Below are 25,713 nucleotides of genomic sequence, written 5' to 3' on the forward strand. Positions count from 1 at the left end.
CGTGGTCGAACCGTTGGTGGTCCTCATCGTGGCGTGCGAGATCGGGTTCTGGGTGGTGCTGGGCGCGGGGTTGCTGGCCCGGTACGTGCTGCGGATGCGCAGACTCGGCGCGGTGCTGCTGGCCTGCACCCCGTTGGTGGACGTGGTGCTGCTCGTCGCGACCGTGTTCGACCTGCGGGCCGGGGGCGAGGCGTCGAGCGTGCACGGGCTCGCCGCGATCTACCTGGGGGTGAGCGTGGCGTTCGGGCACAGCATGATGCGGTGGGCCGACCAGCGCGTCGCCCACCGGTTCGCCGGTGGTCCGCCGCCGGTGAAGCCGCCGAAGCACGGCCTGGCGAAGGTGCGCCACGAGTGGCGCGAGTGGGGCAAGTTCGCCGTCGCGTGGGCGATCGCGTGCTCGGTGATGCTGCTGCTCATGTACGTCGTCGGCACGCCGGAGCGCACGCAGGCGCTGTGGGGGCAGATGGGGAGCATGACGCTCGTCGGTGTGATCTGGCTGGTGGGCTGGCCCGTCTACCACACGGTCACCGAGCTGGCGAAGGGCCGGTTCGGGGAGAAGGCCGCCGACGAGGCGGGTGGACGCGCGTCCGACAGCCGGTAGGCCGCCACCGGCCGGGTGTGGCCTCCGTGCGACCATCGTGCGCCGTTGACACGCGTTTATGCAGGAGGTTCGCCGCGGTGAGCACCGCCAGTGGTCCGTTCCAGCCGGGAGACCGGGTGCAGTTGACCGACCCGAAGGGACGGCACTACACGATCGTGCTCGAACCGGGCAAGGAGTACCACACGCACCGCGGCGCGCTGTCGCACGACAAGCTGATCGGGCAGCCCGAGGGGTCTGTGGTCGTCTCGGTGGGCGGCACGTCGTTCCTGGCGCTGCGCCCCCTGCTGCCGGACTACGTGCTGTCCATGCCGCGCGGCGCCCAGGTGATCTACCCCAAGGACGCCGCCCAGATCGTCATGTACGGCGACGTGTTCCCCGGCGCGCGGGTGCTGGAGGCCGGCGCCGGGTCGGGCGCGCTGACCTGCTCGTTGCTGCGCGCGGTCGGCGAGAAGGGCAGCGTGACCTCGTACGAGGTCCGCCAGGACCACGCCGACCACGCCATCCGCAACGTCGAGCAGTTCTTCGGCGAGCGGCCGGGCAACTGGTCGCTGACCGTCGCCGACGTGAACGAGCACGAGGGCGAGGTCGACCGGGTCGTCCTGGACATGCTCGCGCCGTGGGACGTGCTGCCGGCCGTGTCGCGCAGCCTCATCCCGGGCGGCGTGCTGGTGGTGTACGTGGCGACCACGACGCAGCTGTCGAAGGTGACCGAGGCGATCAGGGAGCAGCAGCACTGGACCGAGCCGCACGCGTGGGAGACCCTCGTGCGGCCGTGGCACGTGGTCGGCCTGGCCGTGCGGCCGGAGCACCGGATGATCGGGCACACCGCGTTCCTGCTGACCACCCGCAGGCTGGCCGACGGCGTCACGCCGCCCCGGCCGCAGCGTCGGCCGTCCAAGGGCTGAGCGAGGGTCTGACCAGCCGAAACGGCCCCGCACGCGGGGTGCGGGGCCGTGGTTGCCGGTCGTGCGCGGTCAGTTCTTCGGGCAGGCGACCCAGCCGTCGTCGGTCTTCTTGAACGGCAGCGTGTCGGTGTCGTCCTTGACGAACTCCTTCATGCTGTCGGGCACGCCGTCGAACTTGACCGAGACGGTGGCCGTGGCCTCCGTGTCGCTCTTCTCCTCGACCTTGTCGACGGTCAGGTTGACCTTGATGTTCTTCGCCGCTTCCTGGGCCTGCTCGATCTGCTTCTTGAACTCCGGTGGCAGGTCCTTGAGCTCCTTCTCGAGCTCGGCGGCGAAGGCGCCCGGGTCGGTGGCCTTCTTGATGTCCTCGATCGACTTCTTGCTCTCGTCGCAGGTGAGCGCCGTGAGCTTGTCGAAGTCGCGTGAGTTGACGGCCGCGACGTAGCTGTCGGCGGCGTCCTTGGCGGTGCCGTTGCCGCCGCCTCCCAGCGTCACGACCAGCGTGACCACGACACCGATCACGACCAGGGCGCCGACACCGCCCAAGATCCACGGCAGGGGGCTCTTCTTCGGCGGGGCGCCGTAGGGATCGCCGAAACCACCCGGTTGGCCGTAACCGGGCTGGTTGAACTGGCCGGGCGGGCCGTACGGCTGCTGGCCGGGGCCGGGCTGGCCCTGCTGCGGGTAACCGCCGGGTGGCGTGCCGTAGCCGGGCTGCTGCCCACCCTGTGGGAAACCCTGGGCAGGCGGCGGGTACCCGCCGGGCTGCTGGCCGTATCCCGGCTGCTGGCCGAATTGGCCTGGTTGCTGGCCAAATTGACCCGGCTGCTGACCGTACGGACCCGGCTGCTGCGGCGGGACGGACATCACGTTCTCCTAGAACTTTCCGCTGGTGGCAGTGGACACTGCCCGGACCACTCACGTGGGACTAGTACTGGACGCACGGTAGCGGGTGGGAGGTCCCGGCTGACACCGGTATGGAGCAGTTGATCCCGCCGAGCGGGCGGTTTGTGTCATCACACGACGCCCTGGAAGCCGCTGGGTGGCCGCTTTTGTCGGTGATCGCCGGTACCGTTGTCGTACGAACACGGGAGGAGGGTGCCGACATGCAGCACGGTCATCCCGGCAGCCAGCCCGATGAGGGTGGCGAGCTGAACAAGGGCAACAACTCTGGTGAGCTGACAGCGCAGATCAGGTTCCTGGAGGACGAGATCGCGTTGCTGCGCCGCAAGTTGACGGAATCCCCACGACACGTCCGCCTGCTGGAGCAGCGGTTGGCGGAGGCGACGGAGCGCGTCAGCCAACTGACCGAGCGCAACACGAAGCTCATCGACACCCTTCGAGAAGCGCGGAGCCAGCTGCTCGCGCTGCGTGAGGAAGTGGACCGCCTCGCGCAGCCGCCCAGTGGCTACGGCGTGTTTCTGGCCAGGTTCGACGACGGCACGGTGGACGTGTTCACCTCCGGCCGCCGCATGCGGGTCTCGGTCTCGCCCGCGGTCGAGACGCCGTCGCTGGTCCTCGGCCAGTCGGTGCGCCTGAACGAGGCGTTGACCGTGGTCGAGGGCGGCGACTTCGAGCGAACCGGCGAGGTCTGCACGCTGCGCGAGGTGTTGGCGTCGGAGACCGCCGACAGCTCGATCGGCCGTGCCCTGGTCGTCGGCCACGCCGACGAGGAGCGGGTCGTCTGGCTCGCTCAGCCGCTGATGGATTCGCCGCTGAAGGCGGGCGACTCCCTGCTGGTCGACTCGAAGGCGGGCTTCGCCTACGAGCGCGTGCCGAAGGCCGAGGTCGAGGACCTGGTGCTGGAGGAGGTGCCCGACGTCCGGTACGAGGACATCGGTGGCCTCTACCGGCAGATCGAGCAGATCCGCGACGCCGTGGAGCTGCCGTTCCTGCACGCCGACCTGTTCCGCGAGTACAAGCTGCGCCCGCCCAAGGGCGTGCTGTTGTACGGCCCTCCCGGCTGCGGTAAGACGCTCATCGCGAAAGCGGTGGCGAACTCCCTGGCCAAGCAGGTTCACGCCGCCAGGGGCGAGGACCACCGCGAAGCCAAGAGCTACTTCCTCAACATCAAGGGCCCCGAGCTGCTCAACAAGTTCGTGGGCGAGACCGAGCGGCACATCCGGCTGATCTTCCAGCGCGCGCGGGAGAAGGCCTCCGAGGGCACGCCGGTGATCGTGTTCTTCGACGAGATGGACTCGATCTTCCGCACCCGCGGCAGCGGCGTGTCGTCCGACGTCGAGACCACGATCGTGCCCCAGCTCCTCAGCGAGATCGACGGCGTCGAGGGCCTGGAGAACGTGATCGTGATCGGCGCCTCCAACCGCGAGGACATGATCGACCCGGCGATCCTGCGGCCGGGCCGGCTCGACGTCAAGATCAAGATCGAGCGTCCGGACGCCGAGGGCGCCAAGGACATCTTCAACAAGTACCTCACGCCCGACCTGCCGATCCACGCCGACGACCTCGCCGAGTTCGGCGGCGACCCGGTGGCCTGCATCGACGGCATGGTGCAGCACACGGTCGAGCGGATGTACGAGGAGTCCGAGGAGAACCGCTTCCTCGAGGTCACCTACGCCAACGGTGACAAGGAGGTCCTGTACTTCCGGGACTTCAACTCGGGCGCGATGATCCAGAACATCGTCGACCGCGCGAAGAAGGCGGCCATCAAGAGCCTGCTGGACACCAAGCAGCCGGGCTTGTCGGTGCGCCACCTGCTGGACGCGATCGTGGACGAGTTCGCCGAGAACGAGGACCTGCCCAACACGACCAACCCGGACGACTGGGCCAGGATCTCGGGCAAGAAGGGCGAGCGGATCGTATACATCCGCACGCTGGTGACCGGCAAGAACCAGGAGTCGGGTCGGGCCATCGACACGGCCACGAACACCGGTCAGTACCTGTAAGACCGCACTGCCATCCACCAACCCGCCTGGAGAACCCGCTCGGCCACCGCGCCGGGCGGGTTCTCCGCGTTCAGGGCGGTGGCCCGCCGCTCACGACTGGGCGGTGACCAGGCCCGATTCGTAGGCGGCGATGACGAGCTGTGCCCGGTCGCGGGCCTGGAGCTTCTGCAGCAGGCGGCCGATGTGGGTCTTCACCGTGCCCGCCGACAGGTACAACTCGCCCATGATCTCGGCGTTGGAGTACCCGCGGGCGATCAACAGCAGCACCTCCTGCTCACGTTCCGTGATCGCGTCGAGGCGAACGGAGCGGCGTTCGGGCGTGCGGGAGAACTCGGCGACCAGGCGACGGGTCACCGAGGGTGACAGCAGGGCGTCGCCGGCGGCCACCACGCGGATCGCGGCCAGCAGATCGGCCGGGGGAGTGTCCTTGAGCAAGAACCCGCTCGCGCCGGCCCGCAACGCCGAGTACACGTACTCGTCCAGGTCGAACGTGGTCAGGATCAGCACCCGGGCCGCGCTGAACGCGCCGATCTCGCGGGTGGCCGCGATCCCGTCCACCCCCGGCATCCGGATGTCCATCAGCACCACGTCCGGGGACGTCGACCGCACCACCGACACGGCCTCGGCGCCGTCGCCCGCCTCGCCGACCACCCGCAGGTCGTCCGCCGAGTCCACGAGCACCCGGAAGCTGCCGCGCAGCAGCGCCTGGTCGTCCACGACCACCACGTCGATCACGACAGCGGCACCTCGGCGCGCACCGCGAACCCGCCGCCGGCCAGCGGACCGGCCGAGAACGTCCCGTCGTAGACCGCCACCCGTTCCCGCATCCCGATCAACCCGTGTCCCCCTCCACCACCGGCCAACACCCGTTCACCCGGTCCGTCGTCGACCACGCGGACCTCGACCGAAGCATCCCCGACGACGATCGACACCTCGCAGGAGGCCGGCGCCGCGTGCTTGACCACGTTGGTGACGGACTCCTGCACGATCCGGTACACGGTCAGCCCCAGCCCGTCGGGCAGCGAGCCGGCCACCGACAGTGACACGTTCACCCCGGCGAGGGACGCCCGCGTCACCAGTTCGGGCAAGTCGTCCAGGCCCGGCATCGGCGCCAGGTCGGCCTCCGAGTCCTCCGATCGCAGCACGCCCAGCAGCCGCCGCATCTCGACCAGGGTGCCGCGCGAGGCCTTCTCGATGATCTGGAGCGCCTCCCGGGCCTCCTCGGGCTGCGACGGCGCGACGTGCGCCGCGACACCGGCCTTGACCGTGATCAGGCTCAGGCTGTGGGCGACGACGTCGTGCAGCTCGCGGGCGATGCGCAGGCGTTCCTCGGCGACGGCCTTGGACGACGCCTCGGCGGCCTGGCGCGCCTCGTAGGACCGGCGGATCCGCGTGGTGCGCCCCAACGCCCACGCGGCGCACACCACCAGGGTGAGGAAGATCGACAGCCCGGCGGACTCCGGCCACGCCTCGCCGATGAACACCGCCACCCACGCCGAGCCGAGCGTGGCGGCCAGCGCGCCCACGGCCACCCGTGACGAGCAGGCCGCGGCCACCATGTAGATCGCGAACGCCGTGGCGCTGTAGGGCTCCAGCGTGATGTGGGCGATGGTGGCGACGTTCTGCGCCGCGAGCACGATGCCGAGCACGAGCAGCGGCCGTTTGCGGCGCAGCGCCAAGGGCGCCCCGACCAGGACCGCCACCGGGTAGCCCAGCCACGCCGGCACGTCGGACATCCGGGCGAAGTCCAGGTACACCATGACCAGCACCGCGGCGGCGGCCACGTCCAGCGCGTACAGGTAGGCGGTGGGCAGCAACCGCAGGACTCGCGACATCACGAACGGCACGGTAACCGGCGTGACCGCCGCCGGCGTCGGACCACGGTCCGACCTCGGATCGAAGACCTCGGTCCGATCCGCCCCCGCCCTCGCCCCGGCACGCTCCTCCCCATGATCGAAGTGAGGCAACTGACCAAGCGCTACCGCGCCACCCGGGCCGTGGACGGCCTCTCGTTCGAGGTGAAACCCGGCTACGTCGCGGGCTTCCTCGGCCCCAACGGCGCGGGCAAGTCCACCACCATGCGGGCGATCCTCGGCCTCGACCGGCCGACCAGCGGCGAGGCGCTCGTCGACGGTCGCCGGTACGCCGGGATGCGCCGGCCCATGCACCACGTCGGCGCGCTGCTCGACGCGGGTGCGGTGCACGGCGGCCGGTCCGCCTACGACCACCTCCGCGTGCTGGCCCGCAGCAACGGCATCAAGGACAGCCGGGTCGTCGCCACCCTGGAGCAGGTCGGCCTGGCGGGCGCGGCGAAGAGGCGCGTGGGCTCGCTGTCGCTCGGCATGAAGCAACGCCTCGGGGTGGCGGCGGCCCTGCTCGGCGACCCAGGCGTGCTGCTGTTCGACGAGCCGGTGAACGGCCTCGACCCGGAGGGCATCCGCTGGATCCGGCACCTGATGCGCGACCTGGCCCGCGAGGGCCGCACCGTGCTCGTGTCCAGCCACCTGATGAGCGAGATGGCCCTGACCGCCGACCGGGTGATCGTGATCGGCCGGGGCAGGCTGATCCTGGAGGCGTCCATGCAGGACCTCCAGGAGCAGTTCAAGAGGGACGTGCTGGTGCGCACCCCCGCGCCGGACGCCCTGGTGACCGCCTTGGCCGCCGCCGGCGCGAGAACCGCGTCCGAGGCCGGCGCCCTGCTCGTCCAGGGGCTGGAGGCCCCGGCCATCGCCGACCTCGCCGCGCGCAACGGCATCCCCATCCACGAACTGACCCCGCGCAGCGCGTCCCTGGAGGACGCCTACCTCGAGCTGACCGAGGACAGCGTGGAGTACCGCACCAAGGAGACCGCCCGATGACCGACGTGCTGAACTCGGAGCTGCTGAAGCTCCGCTCGGTCCGCTCGACCACCTACATCCTGATCGCCATCGCGGTGTGCCTGCTCGGCGGCGCGCTGGTGTCGTACCTGATGACGGCCGACTGGGACACCTCGCCGCCGGACCTGCAGCAGAAGTTCGGCGCCGCCGACCCGGGCGTGATGGTGGTCCCGTTCACCCAGTTCTCCCTGGGCGTGCTGGGCGCCCTGGCGATCACCTCGGAGTACGGCAGCGGGATGATCCGCACCGCCCTCGTCTCCGTGCCGCAGCGCAAGGCCTACCTGCTGGCCAAGACGGTCGTGGTGGCCGGCGCGTCCCTGCTCATCGGCCTGGCCACCGTGCTGCTCGCCTACCAGACCGGTGAGCTGATCACCGGCGACCGGCCCGAACCGATCTCGGCGTACAGCACGTTCGCCGACGCCCTGCCGACCCTCCTGGCGAACACCGCGTCGCTGGTCCTGCTCGCCCTGATCGGCCTGGGCCTGGGCTTCCTGCTCCGCTCCACGGCCGGCGCCCTGGTCTCGCTGTGCGCCCTGCTCTTCATCCTGCCGTCCCTGACCCTGATCCTGCCGCACCCCTGGAACGAACGGGTGTACTCCGTGATGCTGCCGGTCCTGGCGCCCCAGCTGTCAGGCGAATCACCGGGCGCACCCCTGTCACCACTGGCCGCCGGCCTGGTCATGCTGGTGTACCTGGCGCTGGCGCTGGGAGCGGGCACCGTCGCCCTCCTCCGCCGCGACGCCTAGCGCCCCGACCACAATCGTGCAGCACTTCGGCGATGCGGAACCGGCCACCGGATCACCCCGCCACGGCGCCCGGCGGCTCCGAAGGTGGCCGGTTACCGTGTCGGACGTGCCCGACTTCGCCCTCGGCCTGGCCGCGCTCGGCCGCCCCGCCTACATCAACCTCGGCCGCGAGCGCGCGTTGCCCGAACACCGGGACGTGGACGCCATGCGCGCCCAGTGCCACGCCGTCCTGGACGCCGCCTACGAGGCGGGCGTGCGACGGGTCGACGCGGCCCGCTCCTACGGCCGCGCGGAGGAGTTCCTGGCCCAGTGGCTGGCCGCACGGGGCCACCAGGACGTGCAGGTGTCGAGCAAGTGGGGCTACGCCTACGTCGCCGACTGGCGGCGGGACGCGGACACGCACGAGGTGAAGGAGCACTCGGTCGAGCGCTTCACCCGGCAGTGGCGGGAGACCGAGGACCTGCTCGGCGCGCACGTCGGCCTCTACGACGTGCACTCGCTGACCTCCGACAGCCCGCTGTTCGGCGACCTCGACCTGCTCCTCGCCCTGGGCGGCCTGCGCGACTCGGGCGTCCGCGTCGGCTTCTCCACCTCCGGCCCGCACCAGGGCGAGACGATCCGCCGCGCGTTGGAGCTCACCGTCGAGGGACGGCGGCTGTTCGACAGCGTCCAGTCCACCTGGAACGTCCTGGAAACCTCGGTGGGACCGGCGCTGGCGTTCGCCAAGGAGTCGGGCGCGGAGGTGTTCGTCAAGGAGGGCGTGGCCAACGGCAGGCTGGCCGTCGACCCGCCGCCCCGCGTGCGCGAGCTGGCCGACGAGCACGGCGTCGGCCCGGACGCCATCGCGTTGGCCGCCGTGCGCGCGCAACCGTGGGCCGACGTGGTGCTCTCGGGTGCGGCGAGCCCGGACCAGCTGCGCGCCAACCTCGAGGCGCGGCACGTCGACCTGGCGCCGGACGAGCTCGCCGACTGCGCCGAGCCGGCCGAGCGGTACTGGGCTACTCGGGCGTCGCTGGCTTGGGAGTGAGCCTGACGGTGCCCGAGTCGAGGTCCACCGGCCCGCGCGGCGGCGCGCCCGCCTCCTCGTCCTCGCCCAGCATCAACGTCACCTGGCGCTGCTCCAGCTCGACGTGCTTGCCGCCGTGGAACAGGGTGGTGAACTCGTCCATCGCGGTCGCGGACACGACCGGGTGACCCTTGCGCCGGCGAACCCACTTCCACAGCCGCTCGCCGGAAGCGAGGCCGAGCAGCAGCAGGGCGAGGCCGGGAATCGACATCGCGAACATCATGCCCATCGGAACCACTCCAGGATCAGGGCCCGACCGTCCGGCACGACCGGCCACCCGGGGTCCTCCGCCAACGCCCGCACCTCGTCCGCCCCCATCCAGCCGCCCCACGCCACCTCCTCCGGCTGGTGGACGAACGGCCCGTCGCTGCGCACGTCGTAAACGTGCGCGAAGTAGCGAATGGTTCCGTCCACGAACGGCGTCCTGAACCGGAACCGCGGCGTCGCCGAGATCCCCAGCTCCTCGGCCAACTCCCGCACCGCGCACTCGTCCGGCGTCTCACCCGCCGCGACGACACCGCCGCACGTCGGGTCGTACAGCCCGGGGTAGACGTCCTTGGTGTCGGTGCGCCGGTGCACGTACAGCCGGGTCCCGTCGAGAGAGCGCACGACGATCGCCGCGCACGCGTGCCACAGGCCTTCCGCGCGCATCCGGGCGCGCGTCGCCGTGCCGATAGGCGTGCCTTCCGCGTCCACCACTACCACGTGCTCCACGCCAAGATCCTCCCCAGGTAGCACCGGGCCGTGCTACCTCGGGCCGACGCCTGCCGACGCCTCCGGTTCCTAACGTCGTGGCGTTCGCGTCACGAGGAGGAGTTGTGCCCACATCCCTGCGGCTCGCGGTCGCCGAGTTCCGCAACCGACCCGGTCGCGCCGCGCTGCCCGGCGTCGCCCTGGTGGTCGGCGTCGCCTGCCTGCTGGCCGCCCTGATGCTCAGCGACGCGATGGTGCGAGCCACGAACGACGGCGCGCCCACCGTGCCCGCCGGCGTGGACCTCGTGGTCCGCCCGCCGCTCCACTCGGACGTGGTTCTCGACCAGGCGACCGCCGATCGGGTGGCGCAGGTCCCCGGTGTGACGGTGGCACAACCGATCCGCGAGGTCCGCGCCGACCTGCTGCTGGAGGACGGCCGGGCGGGCGACCGGCGCGCCACCGCCGACATCGAGCCGGACCGGGACGACCTGCACCGCGTGCCGATCCTGGAGGGCCGCTCACCCGGCTCGGACGGCGAGATCGCGGTCGACCGGGTCACCGCCTACGAGCACGGCCTCAAGCCGGGCGCCTCCGTGCGGGTGGCCGACGCGGCGGGCAAGCCGCTGGACGTCGTCGTCCGGGGCATCACCAAGCGCGGCTCGCTCGGCGAGGAGCCGATGATCGTGGTCGGCGAGGGCCTGGCCGCCAAGCTCGGCGGCGAGCCCCGGGTCGAGGCGATCTACGTGGTCGGCGGCGACCGCGACGCCGTCGCGCGGGCCGCCGGTGAGGGCTTCCCGGTGGACACCAGGGCGGCGATCGCCGCGGAGCCGCCCAACAACGACCTGGCGGCCGTGCTGCTGCCGTTCAGCATCCTGGCGCTGGCCACGTCCGTCTTCGTCGCCTCCGCCACCTACCGCGCCGTCTACGCGCAACGCCAGCGGCACACCGCGCTGCTGCGCTGCCTCGGCGCGCACCGCGGACCGCTGGTCTGGGCGAACCTCTTCGAAGCGCTGCTCACCGGCGCGGTCGCGGGTGTGGTGGGCGCGGTGCTCGGCGGGTCGGTGGCGTGGCTGCTGGCCAGGCTGTTCGACGCCACCGGCCTGTCCTCGCTGCTCGGCGCGGTCGAGCTGAGCCCGCCGCTGCTGCCGACGGTCGGCAAGCTGGTGATCGGCGTCGTCACGGCGGCCACGCTCAGCGCGTTCGCCGCGGTCCGGCCCGCGCTGGCCGCCGCGCGCATCTCGCCGCTCGCGGCACTGCGGACGTCCGAAGGCCAGACGCCCGACCAGGCCGTGGTGCGCCGCCGGCGGATCTTCGGCATCGTCCTCGTCGTCACCGCCGCGGCCATGGCGGCGCTGGCGGTCCTCGCGAGCGGCTCGCTGGCGGCGATCTTCCTGGTCCTGTTCTCCGGCATCACCGCCGTGTTCGGCCTGTTCGGCGTGCTCGGACCGGTGGTCGTGCCCGCGCTCGGCCGGATCTTCGGCACGGTCGCGAGCCGCTTCGGCGGCGCGCAGTGGAAGCTGGCCGCCGCGGAGGTGCGCCGGGTGCCGCAGCGCTCCGCGTCGGTGGCGATGCCGCTGCTCCTGGCCGCCGCCATGGTCACGTTCTTCGCCGTCACGGTGGGGTCGGCGCAGCGCGTGGAGGACGAGTTCAGCAACGAGCCGCGGCCCGACGCCGTGGTCGCCGACTCCGGTGGCCGCGCGCTCGCCGGCGGTGTCGGCGCGGCGGCCAACCGCCCGGAAGCGGCGACCACGGTCGTGCTGCACGGTGTCGTCACCGAGCAGCGCGACGCCGAGGGCCACACGTTCCCGACCCAGGTCGTCGGCGCCGACCACGAGCGCGTGCGCGAGTGGCTGACCAGGCAGGACGTCGACGCCAGGGACTTCGCGCCGGGCGCCGTCCTGCTCGACGAGTGGTACGCCGAGCGGTTCGGCGCGCAGGTCGGCAAGCCGTTCACGGTCGAGGGACTGCCTGGCGGACCGCGCACCGGCACCGTCGCCGGCACGTTCGCCGGCTCGCTGCTCGACGGGGCCGACGTGGTGCTGGCCGAACCGGACCTCGCGCCCGCCACCAAGGTGCTGGTGGCGTTCGGACCGGGCGCGGACCCGGCCGCCTACGAGGCAGGCGTGCGGTCGGCGCTGGCCGATTCGCCCACCGTTCTGGTGAAGACCAAGGCCGAGACGGACGCGCGGAACCAGCGCTACCTCGACCTGGGGATCGTGATGCTGATGGTGCTGCTGGGGCTGTCCGTCGCGGTCGCGGTGACCGGCATCGGGACCGCGTTGACGATCTCCGTGCAGGAGCGGCGCAAGGAGCTGGCGCTGCGACGCGCGCTCGGCGTGACCAAGGGTGGCCTGCAAGGTGGCGTGGTGGCCGAAGCGGTGCTGTTGGCGCTGGTGGGCGTGCTGGGCGGGGGCGTGTTCGGCCTCGTCTACGCGGAGCTGACGCTGGCCGCCGTCGGCCTGTTCGTGTGGCCCACGGCGGCGGTGCTCCCGCTGCTGGTCGGCGGCGCGGGCGTGGTGGTCCTGGCGGTGCTCGCGGCGTTCGGGCCCGCCCGCGGCGCGTCCCGGATCAGGCCCGCCGCGGGGCTCGCGGCCGGCTGAAACGTGACCTGGGTCCGGGCGGTGTGTCGGTGGGAGGTCGTAGTCTGCGTACATGCGGCGGATCATGGGAACCGAAGTCGAGTACGGCATCTCGGTGCCGGGTGACGCGACGGCGAACCCGGTGCTCACCTCGACACAGGTCGTGCTGGCCTACGCGGCGGCCGCCGACATACCGCGGGCGCGCCGGGCGCGCTGGGACTACGAGGTCGAATCGCCGCTGCGCGACGCGCGCGGCTTCGACCTCGGCACGCCCGGCGGCCACCCGGGCGACAGCGATGTCGAGGACCTGGGCGCGGCCAACGTCATCCTCACCAACGGCGCGCGCCTCTACGTCGACCACGCGCACCCCGAGTACTCCGCGCCCGAGGTCACCAACGCGCGCGACGCGGTGATCTGGGACAAGGCGGGGGAGCGGGTCATGGAGGAGGCCGCGATGCGCGCGGCCACCGTCCCCGGCCAGCCCCGCCTGCAGCTCTACAAGAACAACGTGGACGGCAAGGGCGCCAGCTACGGCACGCACGAGAACTACCTGATGCAGCGCAGCACGCCGTTCACCGCGGTGATCGCCGGGCTCACGCCGTTCTTCGCGTCGCGCCAGGTCGTGGTCGGCTCCGGCCGCGTCGGCCTCGGCGCGGCCGGCGAGGAGGCGGGCTACCAGCTGTCCCAGCGGTCCGACTACATCGAGGTCGAGGTCGGCCTGGAGACCACGCTCAAGCGCGGCATCATCAACACCCGCGACGAGCCGCACGCCGACGCGGACAAGTACCGCCGGCTGCACGTCATCATCGGCGACGCGAACCTCGCCGAGTACTCCACCTACATCAAGTGCGGCTCCACCTCGCTCGTGCTCGACATGATCGAGGCCGGCCGCCGGTTCGACGACCTGCGGTTGCAGGAACCGGTCCGGGCCGTGCACCAGATCAGCCACGACCCGACCCTCAAGGTCAAGGTCGAGCTGGCGAGCGGGCGCAAGTTCACCGGATTGGACCTGCAGTTCGCCTACTACGAGCGCGCCGCCGCGTTCATCGAGCAGGAGGGCTACGGCGACCGGGACGTGCTGCGCGTGTGGGGCGAGGTGCTCGACGCGCTGGCCCGCGACCCGCAGGAGTGCGCCGACCGCCTCGACTGGGTGGCGAAGCTGCGGTTGCTCGAAGGCTATCGCGCCCGGGACGGCCTGGCCTGGGGCTCGCCCCGGCTGTCGCTGGTCGACCTGCAGTACTCCGACGTGCGGCTGGACAAGGGCCTGTACAACCGGCTGGTGGCCCGCGGTTCGATGAAACGCCTGGTCAGCGAGGAGGAGGTGCGGGCGGCCATCCTCTCGCCGCCCGAGGACACCCGCGCCTACTTCCGCGGTCGGTGCCTGGAGCGCTACCCCACTTCGGTGGCCGCCGCGTCGTGGGATTCGGTGATCTTCGACCTCGGTCGTGAATCACTGGTCCGCATCCCCACCCTGGAGCCGCTGCGCGGCACGAAAGCGCACGTCGGAGCCCTGCTGGAGGCCTCCGACACGGCCGAGCAACTGGTGGAGGCGCTCACCCGGGGCTGATCAACAGACCCGAGTGGCAGGCGCAGGATGTCGTACCTGGTGGGTAGTGTTTAACTCGCAGGACCCGAAGACCGGGAGGTCGACATGGCCCAGGAACAGGTTCAGCGCCAAGGCGGCGGTGACGGCGACGAGAACGGCGACGGCGCGGCCGGCGCCGGCCAGGAACGCCGGGAGAAGCTCGGCGAGGACGTCGACGCCATCCTCGACGAGATCGACGACGTCCTCGAGGAGAACGCCGAGGACTTCGTCCGCGCGTACGTGCAAAAGGGCGGCGAGTAGGAAGCCGCCGGCGGGACAGGAGAGAAACCCACACATGGACCACAGCTCGACCGGGCACTACCCGGCCGCGTCGCTGCCCCCGGCCTACCTCAGGCCGGGGTCGTCGTCGTTCACCGATTTCCTCCGCGCCCAGGCCCCCGAACTGCTGCCGTCGAGCCGCACCCTGCCCGAGGGCAGCGCGGTGCAGGCCCCGCACGGCACGACCATCGTCGCCCTCACGTTCAAGGGCGGCGTGGTGATCGCGGGCGACCGGCGCGCCACGATGGGCAACGTGATCGCCCAGCGCGACATGAAGAAGGTGTTCATCACCGACGACCACTCGGCGGTGGGTATCGCCGGCACGGCGGGCATCGCGGTCGAGATCGTCCGGCTCTACGCGGTCGAGCTCCGGCACTACGAGAAGATCGAGGGCGTCTCGCTGTCGCTGGACGGCAAGGCGAACCGGCTCTCCGCGATGATCAAGGGCAACCTCGACGCCGCGCTCGCCGGCTTGGCGGTCGTGCCGCTGTTCGCGGGCTTCGACGTCGACGCGCCGGACCCGGACCGCGCCGGCCGCATCATCTCCTACGACGTGACCGGCGGGCGGTACGAGGAGTCGCAGGGCTACCAGGCCGTCGGCTCCGGTTCGCTGTTCGCGAAGTCGGCGATGAAGAAGCTGTACGACCCGGACGCGGACGCGGAAGCCGCCACCAGGACCGCGATCGAGGCGTTGTACGACGCGGCCGACGACGACTCGGGCACCGGCGGCCCGGACGTGATCCGCAAGATCTACCCGGTCGTCGTGACGATCACCGCCGAGGGCGCGGCCCACCTGTCCGACGCGGACACCGCGACGTTGGCCGAGTCGGTCGTCGAGGGCCGCAAGGCCAGGCCGGCGGGCTGAGCGCCGTGTCGACCCCCATCCCCACCCGCATCCGCCGAGCCCGGGAGCCGCAGCAGTGACGATGCCGTTGTACGCCTCACCCGAGCAGATCCTCCGCGACCGCGCGGAGTACGCCCGGAAGGGCATCGCCCGAGGCCGGAGCGTCGTCGTGCTCCGGTACGCCGACGGCGTGCTGTTCGTGGCGGAGAACCCGTCCGCGACCCTGCACAAGGTGTCCGAGATCTACGACCGCATCGCGTTCGCCGCGGTCGGCCGCTACAGCGAGTTCGAGAACCTGCGGCAGGCGGGCATCCGGTTCGCCGACATCCGCGGGTACCAGAACGACCCGCGCGACGTGACGGGCCGCTCGCTGGCGAACGTCTACGCCCAGACGCTGGGCTCGATCTTCGCCGAGCAGATCAAGCCGCTCGAGGTCGAGCTCTGCGTGGCCGAGGTGGGCACGGACCCCGAGCAGGACACGCTGTACCGCCTGACCTACGACGGCTCGATCTTCGAAGAGCCGCAGTACGCCGTGATGGGCGGCCAGGCCGAGGCGACGGGCACCGCCCTCAAGGACGCCTACACCGAGGCGCAGCCGCTGGCCGAGGCCGTGCGCACCGCGGTGAAGGCCCTCAGCGCCGGCAGCACCACCACCGGCAACGGCAAGCCCGACCTCCTCGACCGCGGCAAGCTGGAGGTCGCGGTCCTGGAGCGCGCCCGGCCACGTCGGGCGTTCCGCCGCATCACGGGCGCCGCGCTGGCGGCCCTGCTGCCCGGTGACGACCCGGCGCCGAGCGAGGCCGAAGTCGAGGCCGAGGCGCCGCCCGCCAAGGGCGGCAAGAAGAAGCCGGTGACGGACGTGAACCTGCCGCCGAACGACGACAAGCCGTAGGTCCCGCAACCGACCGCGAAGGCCCCCGACCAGGTGTCGGGGGCCTTCGCCGTCCTACAGGAAGATCTTGACCAGCTGGTCGCGCCCCTCGGGGTCGCGCAGCACCACCTGGTTGCCCGCGCGCAGCTCCGAGTCGACGAACTCGTAGATCAGCAGCGCCCGGTTGACCAGGTCGACCTTCTTGAGCCCGGTCCGCTCCTGCAGCTTGCCCAACGCCTCGACCGCTTCCGCGATGAGCGCGACGTTGACGCGGTCCACCACGGCAGGCTTCTCCGACGTGTCCCGCTCGACCGATGACATGGCGCACCTCGCTCCTCGTTGCTCTGCCCAGCATGGCACCCCTGGTGCCGATTCGCCACAGAATCGGTGTCGAAAGTGTGGACATCTCGATGTGGGGGTGGCACGATCGGCTTGCGTGCTCACGTGGGTGCCAGACACGGGAAAAGGACGGGCCGGTAAGGCGGGGGAGTGTCGGCCCGTCGTTCCATCCCGGACCCTTGAGCCCTTCACCCACCTGGGTGGAAAGGCCCAAGGGGTGAAGAAAGGCACCTCGCATGAGTATCGCAACGCCGGCTCCGGGCGCGCCCGGAGCCGACAACCCGGCGGGCTGGGGCGACCCGACCCGCGAAGCGCGAGTGCGCGTGGAGAAGTCGGGTCTCAAGGTTGAAGTGGCCGTGCCCTCCAGCCAAGCGCCCCGCCTCCTGCACGCGGCTGTGCTCGCACTGGTCATGAGCGGGGTGGTCCTCGGCCCCGTGCTCACGCTCAGGGCGGTCCCCGTGGACTTCCCGGTGTGGGCGACGGTCGGCTTGATCGCCGGTCAGATCAGTCTGTTCGGGCTGGTCGCCATGATCGCGCGACGTGCGTCCTGGTCGGGAGAGAGGACCCGGAGGCGGGGCTGACCCGCGAAAGGGGCACTCGTCGTGAGTGCCCCTTTCGCGTGAATCAGGCGCGTGCCAGGGGTGACGGCAGGTCGGCGAAGTCCTTGGTCCGCTCCAAGCCCGTGAGCACGGCGAGCAGGTCGTCCGGCGGCGCGACCAGCCTGCGCGCGTCCAGGTCCAGCCAGCCGCCCGTGGTCACGACGGTGGCGGCGGTCCGGCCGTCGGCCTTGAGGATCCTGTTGTGCAGGCGGAACCGCGCGCCGTCCGACGCGAGGCCGTCCAGGCGCAGTTCCACCACCACGGGGTCGAGCAGGCGCAGCTCGGCGCGGTACCGGATGTCGTCGCCGTGGGAGATCGGGCCGATCCGGCGCGCGGCGAACTCGGTGACCGGGAAGCCCGCCGACGCGAAGTACTGCATCCGGTTGTCCTCGGCCGCGTCCAGGTACGCGGTGGTGCGCATGTGGCCGTTCTGGTCGACGTCCGGCCAGCGCACGTGGGTGGTGCTGGTGAAGGGCATGCGTCGAGTATCCGCAACCCCACCGGCACCACCCGGTCCGCCTACGCGATGGCCTCGGCCAGCAACCGCCCCGTGCGCTCGCGCACCGACGGCGTGTCCAACCCGCGCACCACCACGGTGGTCCGCCGCCGCAGGACGTCGTCCACCTCGGTCGCCCACTCGTACCGCTGCGCGTGCGCCACCTGCGCCCAGATGTCCGGCCCGTCCGGGTGCACCCGGTCCAGCAGCGACGGGTCGTCCAGCGCCAGCGCCAGCACCTCGTGGCTCACCGTGCCGTAGTGCGTGGCCAGGTGCCGGAGCACGTCGTCGGGCACCGACGGCAGCTCACGGCCCAGCTGCGCGCTCACCCGGTCGGGCAGCGCCGCGCCCGGCAACGCCGACGGCACACCGTCGAACGCGTGCGACAGGTCCCGCCCCAACGCCTCGCCTACGCGTGCCAGCACCGACGCGCCGATGCGCCGGAACGTGGTCCACTTGCCGCCCGCCACGCTGATCATCCCGCCACGACCGCGGGTGATCACGGTCTCGCGCTTGGCGTGGCTGGTGTCGCCGGACCCGCCGGGCAGCACGCGCAGCCCGGCGAACGCGTACGCGATCCGCGACCGGTCCAACGCCGAGGGGACGATGCCGACCGACGCCTCACCGAGGATCTGGTCGACGTCGGCCGGCGAGCACCGCACGTCGGCCGGATCGCCCTCGTAGGGCTCGTCGGTCGTGCCCAGCAGGAGCTGCCCCTCCCACGGGATGGCGAACGACACCCGCACGTCGTCCACCGGGATGGTCATCGCCGCACGCCACGGCTCGTCCGTCTTCAGCACCAGGTGCGCGCCCTTGGACAGCCGGATGCTCGGCGAGGCCGCCGCGTCCTCCATCCGCCGCACGGAGTCCAGCCACGGCCCGGTCGCGTTGACCACCACCGACGCGTCCACCCCGAACGCGCCGCCGTCCACCTTGTCGCGCAGCTCCACGCCGGTCACCAGCCCGCCGCGCTTGCGCAGGCCCGTCACCTCGACGTGGTTCAGCAGCACGGCGCCCGCTTCGGCCGCCGCACGCGCCGCCGTGATGGCCACGCGCGCGTCGTTCATCTGGTGGTCGTAGTACAGCGCCGCGCCGCGCAGCCCCTCGGTCCGCAGGTGCGGCACGTGCTCGACGGCCCGCCGCGCCGACAGCACCTTGCCGACGCCGTCGCCGAACCCGGACAGCGCCGAGTACAGCACCACGCCCGCGCCGAGCACCGACCGGGAGTGCGGCCCGCCCCGGTACACCGGCACCAGGAACGGCAGCGGCCGGACCAGGTGCGGCGCCAGGTGGTCGCCCAACGCGCGCCGCTCGGCGTGGTTCTCCCGCACCATCGGCACCGCGCCCGGACCCATCGCCAGGTACCGCAGGCCGCCGTGCACGAGCTTGGACGACGCGCTGGACGTGGCGCCCGCGAAGTCGCCCGCCTCCACCAGCGCCACCCGCAGGCCCGACCGGGCCGCCGCCCACGTGGTGGCGATGCCCAGCGCGCCGCCGCCGATCACGACCAGGTCGAAGGCGCCGTGTCCCAGCGCCTCGCGCGCCTTGGCCCGTTGCTCACTCATCGTTGTCGTCCTCGTCAATCCAGCCGACGGTCCGCTCGACCGCCTTCTTCCACTTGCGGTAGCCCTTGTCGCGGGTCTTCGCGTCCATGGTCGGCAGCCACTCGGCGGCCTTGTGCCAGTTCTCGCGCAGGCTCTCGGTGTCCGACCAGTAGCCGACCGCGAGGCCCGCCGCGTAGGCCGCGCCCAGGCACGTGGTCTCGGCGACGATCGGCCGCACCACGGGCACGTCCAGCACGTCGGACAGGAAGCCCATGAGCAGGTTGTTGGCGGTCATGCCGCCGTCGACCTTCAGCGCGACCAGTTCCACGCCCGAGTCGGCGTTCATCGCGTCCACGACCTCGCGGGTCTGCCACGCGGTGGCCTCCAGCACCGCGCGGGCGATGTGGCCCTTGTCGATGTAGCCGGTGAGGCCCGCGATGATGCCGCGCGCGTCGGACCGCCAGTGCGGCGCGAACAGGCCGGAGAACGCGGGCACGAAGTACGCGCCGCCGTTGTCCCGCACCGACCGCGCCAGCGTCTCGATCTCCGGTGCGCTGGAGATCAGCCCCATCTTGTCCCGGAACCACTGCACCAACGCGCCGGTGACCGCGATCGCGCCTTCCAGCGCGTACGCGGCCGGCTGGTCGCCGATCTTGTAGCCGACCGTGGTCAGCAGGCCGTTCTCCGACACCACCGGCTTGTCACCGGTGTTGACCAGCAGGAAGCTGCCGGTGCCGTAGGTGCACTTGCCCTCGCCGGGCGAGTAGCAGGTCTGGCCGAACAGCGCCGCCTGCTGGTCGCCGAGCGCGGACGCCACGGGCACGCCCTCCAGCGTGCCGGTCGCGGTGCCGTAGACCTCGGCGGACGAGCGGATCTCCGGCAGCATCGCCTTGGGCACGCCGATCGCGTCGACCAGCTCGTCGTCCCAGTCCAGCGTCGCCAGGTTCATCAGCATGGTGCGGCTGGCGTTGGTGACATCGGTGACGTGGCGGCCGGTGAGCTTCCAGATCAGCCAGGTGTCCATGGTGCCGAACAGCACCTCGCCCGCCTCGGCGCGGGCGCGCAGGCCGTCGACGTGGTCGAGCAGCCAGCGGACCTTGGGCCCGGAGAAGTAGGTGGCCAGCGGCAGGCCGCACTTGTCGCGGAACCGGTTCTGGTCGCCGAGCTCCTTGACCAGCTGGTCGGTGCGGGTGTCCTGCCAGACGATCGCGTTGTGCACGGGCTTGCCGGTGGCCTTGTCCCACACCAGCGTGGTCTCGCGCTGGTTGGTGATGCCGACGGCGGCCAGGTCGTGCACGGTCAGCGACGCCTTCTGCAGCGCGCCGTGCACGACGTCGAGCACGTTGGCCCAGATCTCCTCGGCGTCGTGCTCGACCCAGCCGGGCTTGGGGAAGATCTGCCGGTGCTCCTTCTGCGCCACGGACACGATCGCGCCGCCGTGGTCGAAGACGATGCAGCGTGAGGAGGTCGTGCCCTGGTCGATGGCTGCGATGTAGGTGCTCACGGTGGGACGCTCCTCAGTAGACGGCGATGTCGACGAGCCCGGCCAATGCTCCGCCGATCAGGGGACCGACGACGGGGACCCAGGCGTATCCCCAGTCCGATCCACCCTTTCCGGGGATCGGCAGGACGGCGTGCGCGAGGCGGGGGCCGAGGTCGCGCGCGGGGTTGATGGCGTAGCCGGTGGGCCCGCCCAGCGACATGCCGATGCCGACGACCAGCAGGGCGACGATCAGGACGCCGGTGCCGGAGGTCTCCAGGCCCTTGGTCTGGCCGGTCGCCAGGATGACGAACACCAGCACGAACGTGGCGATGACCTCGGTGGTCAGGTTCTGCGCGCGGTGGCGGACCTCGGGGCCGGTGGCGAAGACGCCGAGCACGTCGCCGGTGTTGGCGCGGAACTGGCCGAGGTAGGCGAGGTAGCACAGGACGGCGCCGGTGAACGCGCCGAGGAACTGGGCGAGCAGGTAGAGCGGGACGGTGCTCCAGTCGCCGTTGTGGATGGCCAGGCCGACGGTGACGGCCGGGTTGAGGTGCGCGCCGGACAGCGGCGCGACCGCGTAGGCGCCGGCGAGGACCGCGAACCCCCAGCCGAACGTGATCACCGCCCATCCCGCGCCGTTCGACTTCGACTTCGCCAACACCACGCCCGCGACGACGCCGTTGCCGAGCAGCAACAGCAGTGCGGTGCCGAGGAACTCACCGATGAAGATCGACTGGTTGGTCATCCACGCGCCCTCTCTGGCCTGAATGCCGTTCGACAATGTCGTACGGTGCGCGTGAATCCTGTGCCGACGCTCACAAGATGTCAACCCTTCCGGAACGCCCGCGTCACCAGGGGATGGCGCCGAGCTCGCGCGAGATGGACCGCGCGGCCTCGCGCACGTAGGACACGAGGTCCGTGCGCGGCTGCTTCTTCTCGTCGCACAGCCGCTCGACGGGACCGGAGATCCCGACCGCGCCCACGGTCACCAGCCGCCGGTCCCGGATGGGCGCGGCCAGCGACACCTCGCCCTCGACCAGCTCCTCGACCTCGGACGCCCAGCCACGGCTCCTGACCTGCTCCAACGCCTCGCCCAGCCGGTCGAGGTCGGTGATCGTGGCGGCGGTGTAGGCCTTCAGGGGCTCGTCGTCGGCGAGGCCGAGCCCGACCGGGTCGTCGGCGAGCAGGACCTTGCCCAACGCGCTGGCGTGCGCGGGGAGCAGCGCGCCGACCTCGAGGACCTGGCGGGAGTTGTCCGGGCGGAAGACGTGGTGCACGACCAGGACCTGGTTCTCGTGCAGGGTGCCGATGCGGACGCTCTCCATGCTGCGCGAGGCCAGCGAGTCCGACCAGTTCAGCGCGCGGGTGCGCAGCTCGTTGCCGTCGAGGTAGCTGCTGCCGATGTGGAACAGCGCCGCGCCGAGCTGGTACTTGCCCGTGTCCGGCGACTGCTCGACGAACCCGACCAGCTGCAACGTGCGGAGGATGCCGTGCACGGTCGGTTTGGGCAGGTCGAGGGCCCGGGCGAGCTCCGCCACCCCCATCCGCCGCGCGCCGCTGGCCAGCAGCCGCAACACCGCGGCTGCCCGTTCGATGGACTGGATGGGACCGGGCACGCGATCACTCTAGCGCGATGTCGTTCGACCATGTCGAACTGTGTCGTGCGTCGGTCGGACTCCTCCCGGCCGCGCTGCCGGCCGGTTCCCGCCGCGGGTCACCCGACCGGGCAGGACCGATGGCCGCACTGGGCCGTTCGGCGCAAACTCGCCGGGGGACGTGCCCTTGGAGAGGAGCCGACATGAAGATCCGAGTGCTCGCCGCGGTCGGTGCGGTGGTCGCCGCCGTGCTGACGCCCGCGACCGCGAGCGCCGAGCCGATGACGGTGGTGGCGCAGGGCCTGGACAACCCGCGCGGCCTGGCGTTCGCACCGGACGGGGCGCTGTACGTCGCCGAGGCCGGCCGGGGCGGGGCCGGGCCGTGCTTCCCCGGTCCGGAGGGCCAGGACGTCTGCTTCGGCGACTCCGGGGCCGTCACCAGGGTCGCCGAGGGCGCGCAGCACCGGGTGATCACCGGTCTGCCGTCGATCGCCGCGGCGGACGGTTCCGGCGCGATCGGTCCGAGCGACGTGGACCCGCGTGGTATCGGCGGGCTGTACTTCACCGTCGGGCTGGGCGCCGACCCCGCCGTGCGCGACGCGCTCCCGCCACTGGCGCGCGACGCGTCCGCCTGGCTGCTGCGCGGGCACGACGGCCGCTGGGAGCAGGTGGCCGACATCGGCGCGCACGAGGCGCGGGCGAACCCGGACGGCGGTCCGGTGGACACCAACCCGACCTCGCTGACGGCCGCGCCCGGCGGCCGGGCCGTGGTCGACGCGGGCGGCAACTCGCTGCTGCTGGCCCACCAGCACGGGATCTCGACGCTCGCGGTCTTCGACACCAGGACGATCGGCGGTCAGCCGGTGCAGTCCGTGCCGACCTCGGTGGCGCGCGGTCGGGACAACGCCCTCTACGTCGGCGAGCTCACCGGTTTCCCGTTCCCGCCCGGCGAGGCGCGCGTGCACCGCGTGGCGCCAGGACGCGGGCCCGCGGTCTTCGCCGAGGGGTTCACCAACATCATCGACATCGCCTTCGACAGCCGGGGCAGGCTCTACGTGCTGGAGATCGCGCACCACGGGCTGACCTCGGGCGACCCGACCGGCGCGCTGATCCGGGTCGACCACGACGGCGCGCGCACCACCGTCGCGTCGGCCGGGCTGGTCATGCCCGGCGGCCTCGCCATCCGCGGCGGCGCGGCCTACGTCTCCAACTGCGGCGTGTGCGCCGGGGGAGGCACCGTCGTCCGCATCCCGCTGAGCTGACCTGCCGGACCCGCGGCCTAGAGGTCCAACGACCAGGTCTGCGCCTCCACGTCACGTCCGAACAGGCGCTCCGGCGTGCTCTTGTCGATCGTGAACCCGACCTTCTCGTAGATGTGCCGCGACGCCGCCAGCCCCGCCACGGTCCACAGCTCCATCCGCTCGTACCCGGCACGGCGGGCGAAGCGGAGGCATTCGTCGACCAGCCGCGCGCCGATGCCCAGACCCCGCGCGGCGGGTTCGACGAGCAGCAGGCGGAGCTTGGCGGTGCGGTGGTCCACCCGCGTGCAGAAGATCGAGCCGACCGGTTCGCCGTCGACCTCGGCGATCCACGCCGCCTCGCGGTCGGGGGAGTGGTGCTCCCCGTACTCGCCCGCGACCCGCGCGACCAAGGCCTCGAAGGTCTGGTCGAAGCCGCACTCCTCGGCGTACCGGACCCCGTGCCGGTTGACCACCCACCCGAGGTCGCCCGGGCGCAACGGCCGCAGCAGGTAGGCCCGGGGCGTGCCGGTGAGCAGGCGCTCGATCCTCCGCATCGACGCCACCAGGTCGACCCGGTCCGCCGGCGGCACCCGGTCCAGCAGCGCGGCGACCTCGGCGTCGGACCGGGCGTCCAGGTCGGCGAACACGGACTCGCCCCGCGGCGTGAGGGCGACGACGTGGCGGCGCGAGTCGCGCTCGGACGCCGTGCGGGTGACCAGGCCGGCACGGTCGAAGCCGGTCAGGATGCGGCTGAGGTAGCCCGCGTCCAGCGACAGCGCCGTGCGGAGGTCGGCCGCCTCGCGCGGGCCCGCGGCCAGCTCGAACAGCACCCGCACCTCGGTCAGCGAGTACGGCGAGGCCAGGTAGCCGCGGTCGAGCACCCCGATCACGCCGGTGTAGAAGCGGTTGAACGCGCGGACGTCCGCGACCGTCATCGTTGACTCCCTCAACAGAAATGTTGACGGAGTCAACCTTATCCCTGCGGTCGGTAGACGGCCAGGGCCGCGGGCCGGGACCGGAACTCGAACGTCGAGCCCGTGGGCCCGACCTCTCCGTCCGTCGCGATCGCCACCGCGCCGTCGAGCAGCCGCACGTCCAGCCGGCGCGTCTCCAGGTGCCCGTAGGTCCGGCTGCGGTGCAGGGAGCCGAGCAGCGCGCCGAGGAAGAACCGCGCCCGCGAGAACCGGGTGTCGGCGCGGATGTACCGGACGTCCATCAGCCCCGCGTCCAGGGCGGGCCGCATGGTCGGCGCGAAGCCCTTCGGCCGGTAGGGGCCGTTGCCGACGAACAGCATCCACACCAGCCGCCGTTCGCCGTTGAGCTCCACCCGCATCGGCCGCGACGTGCGCAGCACCCGGGCCAGCGCGATCGCCGCCGCCGGCCACTTGCCCCACCTGTCCTGCAACTGCTCCCGCAGCCGCACCATGTCGGGGTAGCCGCCGAGGCTCGCGGTGTTGACGAACCAGCGCGGCCCGGCGCCGTCGACGGTCACCGCCGCGAGGTCCACCAGCGCGCCGTCGCCGTCCGCGACCGCCCGCGCGGCGTCGTCCAGTCCCTGCACGCCGACGTCACGCGCGAAGTGGTTCAACGTCCCGGACGGCACCAGGACCAGTGGCAGCCGTCGCGCCGCTGCCAGCGCGGCGACCGCGGCCACCGACCCGTCACCGCCCGCCACCCCGAGTGCCTGCGGAGCGTGATCGGCGATCACCGTGTCGAGATCCTCGATTCCCACGATCGTGGCCTTCGGCCATTCCCGCAGGATCTCGTCGGTCGGATCGCCCGCGCCCAGGCCGGCGCTCGGGTTCACCACGACCGCGAGACCCTCGCCGTCGACCAGGGCCGCCAACGCCCGGTGCTCGCGCGCCGACGCGGGCTCGGTCCGCCCCAAGGGCCACCAACGCCTGGTCAGCAGGGCCGCGCCGACCCCGATCGCGGCGCCGGCGGCCACGTCGGACGGCCAGTGCACGCCGGTGTGCACCCGCGAGTAGGCCACCGCCGCCGCGACCGGCGCGATCGCCGTGGCCAGCGCGGGCGACTCCATCGCCACCGCCGTGGTGAACGCCGACGCCGACGCCGCGTGCCCGGACGGGAACGACGACGACGTGGGGCGCCTCGTCAGCCGCCGGGGCACGTGGAGCAGGTCGGCGGCGGGCCGGCGGCGCGGGAACAGGCGTTTCGCGATCAGGCTCGCGCTGAAGCTCGCGCCGCCGATCGCGGCCACGCCGCGCAACCCCGCACGCCGCGTCACCCCTTTGCGCACCGCCAGCACCCCGGCCACCACGAGCCACAACAGGCTGTGGTTGGCGGCGCGCGACAATCGCTTCATCCCCTCGTCGACCGGCGAGGCGCGCAGCTCCCCGGTTCGGCTCATCAGGGCCAGGTCCAGGCGGTTCACTCGTCGGAGCACACAAGAACGTTATCCGCGAAATCGGTGCGACGCCCGATTGGATCACTGAGGAAAGCTC

The 25,713-nt window shown here is 72.0% G+C and carries 26 protein-coding genes; 13 read left to right on the forward strand and 13 right to left on the reverse strand.

Annotated features, from left to right (window positions below; translation table 11 throughout):
* Position 1: 1 nt before the first annotated feature.
* Entirely contained in the window at positions 2–601 is a 600-nt protein-coding gene (locus LNK82_RS05095) for a hypothetical protein (RefSeq protein ID WP_230565748.1), read from the forward strand.
* Between the two features lie 77 nt (positions 602–678).
* On the forward strand, positions 679–1,506 hold the full coding sequence (locus LNK82_RS05100; protein ID WP_230565749.1) for a tRNA (adenine-N1)-methyltransferase: 828 nt from the start codon (positions 679–681) through the stop codon (positions 1,504–1,506).
* A 69-nt stretch (positions 1,507–1,575) separates the two neighbouring features.
* Here the strand turns inward: LNK82_RS05100 and LNK82_RS05105 are convergent, their stop codons facing one another.
* Positions 1,576–2,373, reverse strand: a complete 798-nt coding sequence (locus LNK82_RS05105; protein WP_230565750.1) for an Rv0361 family membrane protein — start codon at positions 2,371–2,373, stop codon at positions 1,576–1,578.
* A 239-nt stretch (positions 2,374–2,612) separates the two neighbouring features.
* Between LNK82_RS05105 and arc the strand changes: the two genes are divergently transcribed.
* On the forward strand, positions 2,613–4,412 hold the full coding sequence (arc, locus tag LNK82_RS05110; protein WP_123742245.1) for a proteasome ATPase: 1,800 nt from the start codon (positions 2,613–2,615) through the stop codon (positions 4,410–4,412).
* Between the two features lie 90 nt (positions 4,413–4,502).
* On the opposite strand, the gene LNK82_RS05115 is transcribed toward arc, so the two are convergent.
* Together LNK82_RS05115 and LNK82_RS05120 are read right to left on the reverse strand one after the other, a co-directional pair.
* Positions 4,503–5,147: a response regulator gene (locus LNK82_RS05115; RefSeq protein ID WP_230565751.1), complete on the reverse strand. Its 645-nt coding sequence runs from the start codon at positions 5,145–5,147 to the stop codon at positions 4,503–4,505.
* Positions 5,144–6,247, reverse strand: a complete 1,104-nt coding sequence (locus LNK82_RS05120; RefSeq protein ID WP_230565835.1) for a sensor histidine kinase — start codon at positions 6,245–6,247, stop codon at positions 5,144–5,146. The genes LNK82_RS05115 and LNK82_RS05120 overlap by 4 nt, the downstream gene beginning before the upstream one ends.
* Before the next feature lie 114 nt (positions 6,248–6,361).
* Here LNK82_RS05120 and LNK82_RS05125 point away from each other — a divergent pair, with 114 nt between their 5' ends.
* The 3 genes from LNK82_RS05125 (at position 6,362) to LNK82_RS05135 (ending at position 9,061) form a co-directional block, all read left to right on the forward strand.
* Positions 6,362–7,270, forward strand: a complete 909-nt coding sequence (locus tag LNK82_RS05125) for an ABC transporter ATP-binding protein (RefSeq protein WP_230565752.1) — start codon at positions 6,362–6,364, stop codon at positions 7,268–7,270.
* The gene (locus tag LNK82_RS05130) at positions 7,267–8,034 is read left to right on the forward strand and encodes an ABC transporter permease (RefSeq protein ID WP_230565753.1); all 768 of its coding nucleotides are present in this window, start codon (positions 7,267–7,269) and stop codon (positions 8,032–8,034) included. The genes LNK82_RS05125 and LNK82_RS05130 overlap by 4 nt, the downstream gene beginning before the upstream one ends.
* Positions 8,035–8,140: 106 nt before the next feature.
* A complete protein-coding gene (locus LNK82_RS05135) occupies positions 8,141–9,061 on the forward strand; it encodes an aldo/keto reductase (RefSeq protein ID WP_230565754.1) in 921 nt (306 codons plus the stop codon).
* Here the strand turns inward: LNK82_RS05135 and LNK82_RS05140 are convergent.
* Together LNK82_RS05140 and LNK82_RS05145 are read right to left on the reverse strand one after the other, a co-directional pair.
* Positions 9,033–9,311 carry a DUF6191 domain-containing protein gene (locus LNK82_RS05140; RefSeq protein WP_230565755.1) on the reverse strand — a complete coding sequence of 93 codons (279 nt, stop codon included), beginning with the start codon at positions 9,309–9,311 and terminating at the stop codon, positions 9,033–9,035. The genes LNK82_RS05135 and LNK82_RS05140 overlap by 29 nt on opposite strands.
* Before the next feature lie 8 nt (positions 9,312–9,319).
* The gene (locus tag LNK82_RS05145; RefSeq protein WP_230565756.1) at positions 9,320–9,814 is read right to left on the reverse strand and encodes an NUDIX hydrolase; all 495 of its coding nucleotides are present in this window, start codon (positions 9,812–9,814) and stop codon (positions 9,320–9,322) included.
* 104 nt (positions 9,815–9,918) lie between these two features.
* Here LNK82_RS05145 and LNK82_RS05150 point away from each other — a divergent pair, with 104 nt between their 5' ends.
* The 5 genes from LNK82_RS05150 to prcA all read left to right on the forward strand — a co-directional run bounded on the left by LNK82_RS05150 (position 9,919) and on the right by prcA (position 15,972).
* Complete coding sequence (locus LNK82_RS05150) at positions 9,919–12,393, forward strand: FtsX-like permease family protein (RefSeq protein ID WP_230565757.1); 2,475 nt, start codon at positions 9,919–9,921, stop codon at positions 12,391–12,393.
* Between the two features lie 52 nt (positions 12,394–12,445).
* Positions 12,446–13,939 carry a depupylase/deamidase Dop gene (dop, locus tag LNK82_RS05155; RefSeq protein WP_230565758.1) on the forward strand — a complete coding sequence of 498 codons (1,494 nt, stop codon included), beginning with the start codon at positions 12,446–12,448 and terminating at the stop codon, positions 13,937–13,939.
* Positions 13,940–14,023: 84 nt separating this feature from the next.
* Positions 14,024–14,218 (forward strand): ubiquitin-like protein Pup, encoded by a 195-nt coding sequence (locus tag LNK82_RS05160; protein ID WP_053716644.1) that lies wholly within the window; start codon positions 14,024–14,026, stop codon positions 14,216–14,218.
* A gap of 34 nt (positions 14,219–14,252) precedes the next feature.
* Positions 14,253–15,101, forward strand: a complete 849-nt coding sequence (prcB, locus tag LNK82_RS05165) for a proteasome subunit beta (RefSeq protein ID WP_230565759.1) — start codon at positions 14,253–14,255, stop codon at positions 15,099–15,101.
* A 55-nt stretch (positions 15,102–15,156) separates the two neighbouring features.
* Complete coding sequence (prcA, locus tag LNK82_RS05170) at positions 15,157–15,972, forward strand: proteasome subunit alpha (protein ID WP_230565760.1); 816 nt, start codon at positions 15,157–15,159, stop codon at positions 15,970–15,972.
* A gap of 54 nt (positions 15,973–16,026) precedes the next feature.
* Here prcA and LNK82_RS05175 read toward each other — a convergent pair whose 3' ends face one another.
* On the reverse strand, positions 16,027–16,272 hold the full coding sequence (locus LNK82_RS05175) for a hypothetical protein (RefSeq protein WP_230565761.1): 246 nt from the start codon (positions 16,270–16,272) through the stop codon (positions 16,027–16,029).
* 254 nt (positions 16,273–16,526) lie between these two features.
* On the opposite strand from LNK82_RS05175, the gene LNK82_RS05180 reads away from it, so the two are divergent.
* The gene (locus tag LNK82_RS05180; RefSeq protein WP_230565762.1) at positions 16,527–16,871 is read left to right on the forward strand and encodes a hypothetical protein; all 345 of its coding nucleotides are present in this window, start codon (positions 16,527–16,529) and stop codon (positions 16,869–16,871) included.
* Positions 16,872–16,914: 43 nt separating this feature from the next.
* On the opposite strand, the gene LNK82_RS05185 is transcribed toward LNK82_RS05180, so the two are convergent.
* From LNK82_RS05185 to LNK82_RS05205, 5 genes are all read right to left on the reverse strand, one after another.
* On the reverse strand, positions 16,915–17,367 hold the full coding sequence (locus tag LNK82_RS05185) for an acyl-CoA thioesterase (RefSeq protein WP_230565763.1): 453 nt from the start codon (positions 17,365–17,367) through the stop codon (positions 16,915–16,917).
* Positions 17,368–17,408: 41 nt separating this feature from the next.
* A complete protein-coding gene (locus tag LNK82_RS05190; RefSeq protein ID WP_230565764.1) occupies positions 17,409–18,950 on the reverse strand; it encodes a glycerol-3-phosphate dehydrogenase/oxidase in 1,542 nt (513 codons plus the stop codon).
* The gene (glpK, locus tag LNK82_RS05195) at positions 18,943–20,433 is read right to left on the reverse strand and encodes a glycerol kinase GlpK (RefSeq protein ID WP_230565765.1); all 1,491 of its coding nucleotides are present in this window, start codon (positions 20,431–20,433) and stop codon (positions 18,943–18,945) included. The genes LNK82_RS05190 and glpK overlap by 8 nt, the downstream gene beginning before the upstream one ends.
* A gap of 13 nt (positions 20,434–20,446) precedes the next feature.
* On the reverse strand, positions 20,447–21,157 hold the full coding sequence (locus LNK82_RS05200) for an MIP/aquaporin family protein (protein WP_230565766.1): 711 nt from the start codon (positions 21,155–21,157) through the stop codon (positions 20,447–20,449).
* A 103-nt stretch (positions 21,158–21,260) separates the two neighbouring features.
* Positions 21,261–22,028, reverse strand: coding sequence for an IclR family transcriptional regulator (locus LNK82_RS05205; RefSeq protein WP_230565767.1), 768 nt, complete (start codon positions 22,026–22,028; stop codon positions 21,261–21,263).
* A 182-nt stretch (positions 22,029–22,210) separates the two neighbouring features.
* Between LNK82_RS05205 and LNK82_RS05210 the strand changes: the two genes are divergently transcribed.
* Complete coding sequence (locus tag LNK82_RS05210; protein WP_230565768.1) at positions 22,211–23,269, forward strand: ScyD/ScyE family protein; 1,059 nt, start codon at positions 22,211–22,213, stop codon at positions 23,267–23,269.
* A gap of 17 nt (positions 23,270–23,286) precedes the next feature.
* Here the strand turns inward: LNK82_RS05210 and LNK82_RS05215 are convergent, their stop codons facing one another.
* Positions 23,287–24,183 carry a GNAT family N-acetyltransferase gene (locus LNK82_RS05215; protein WP_230565769.1) on the reverse strand — a complete coding sequence of 299 codons (897 nt, stop codon included), beginning with the start codon at positions 24,181–24,183 and terminating at the stop codon, positions 23,287–23,289.
* Positions 24,184–24,221: 38 nt separating this feature from the next.
* Complete coding sequence (locus LNK82_RS05220) at positions 24,222–25,655, reverse strand: bifunctional phosphatase PAP2/diacylglycerol kinase family protein (RefSeq protein WP_230565770.1); 1,434 nt, start codon at positions 25,653–25,655, stop codon at positions 24,222–24,224.
* Positions 25,656–25,713 lie beyond the last annotated feature (58 nt).

The organism is Saccharothrix luteola (assembly GCF_020859565.1).
Classification (GTDB): Bacteria; Actinomycetota; Actinomycetes; order Mycobacteriales; family Pseudonocardiaceae; genus Actinosynnema; species Actinosynnema luteola.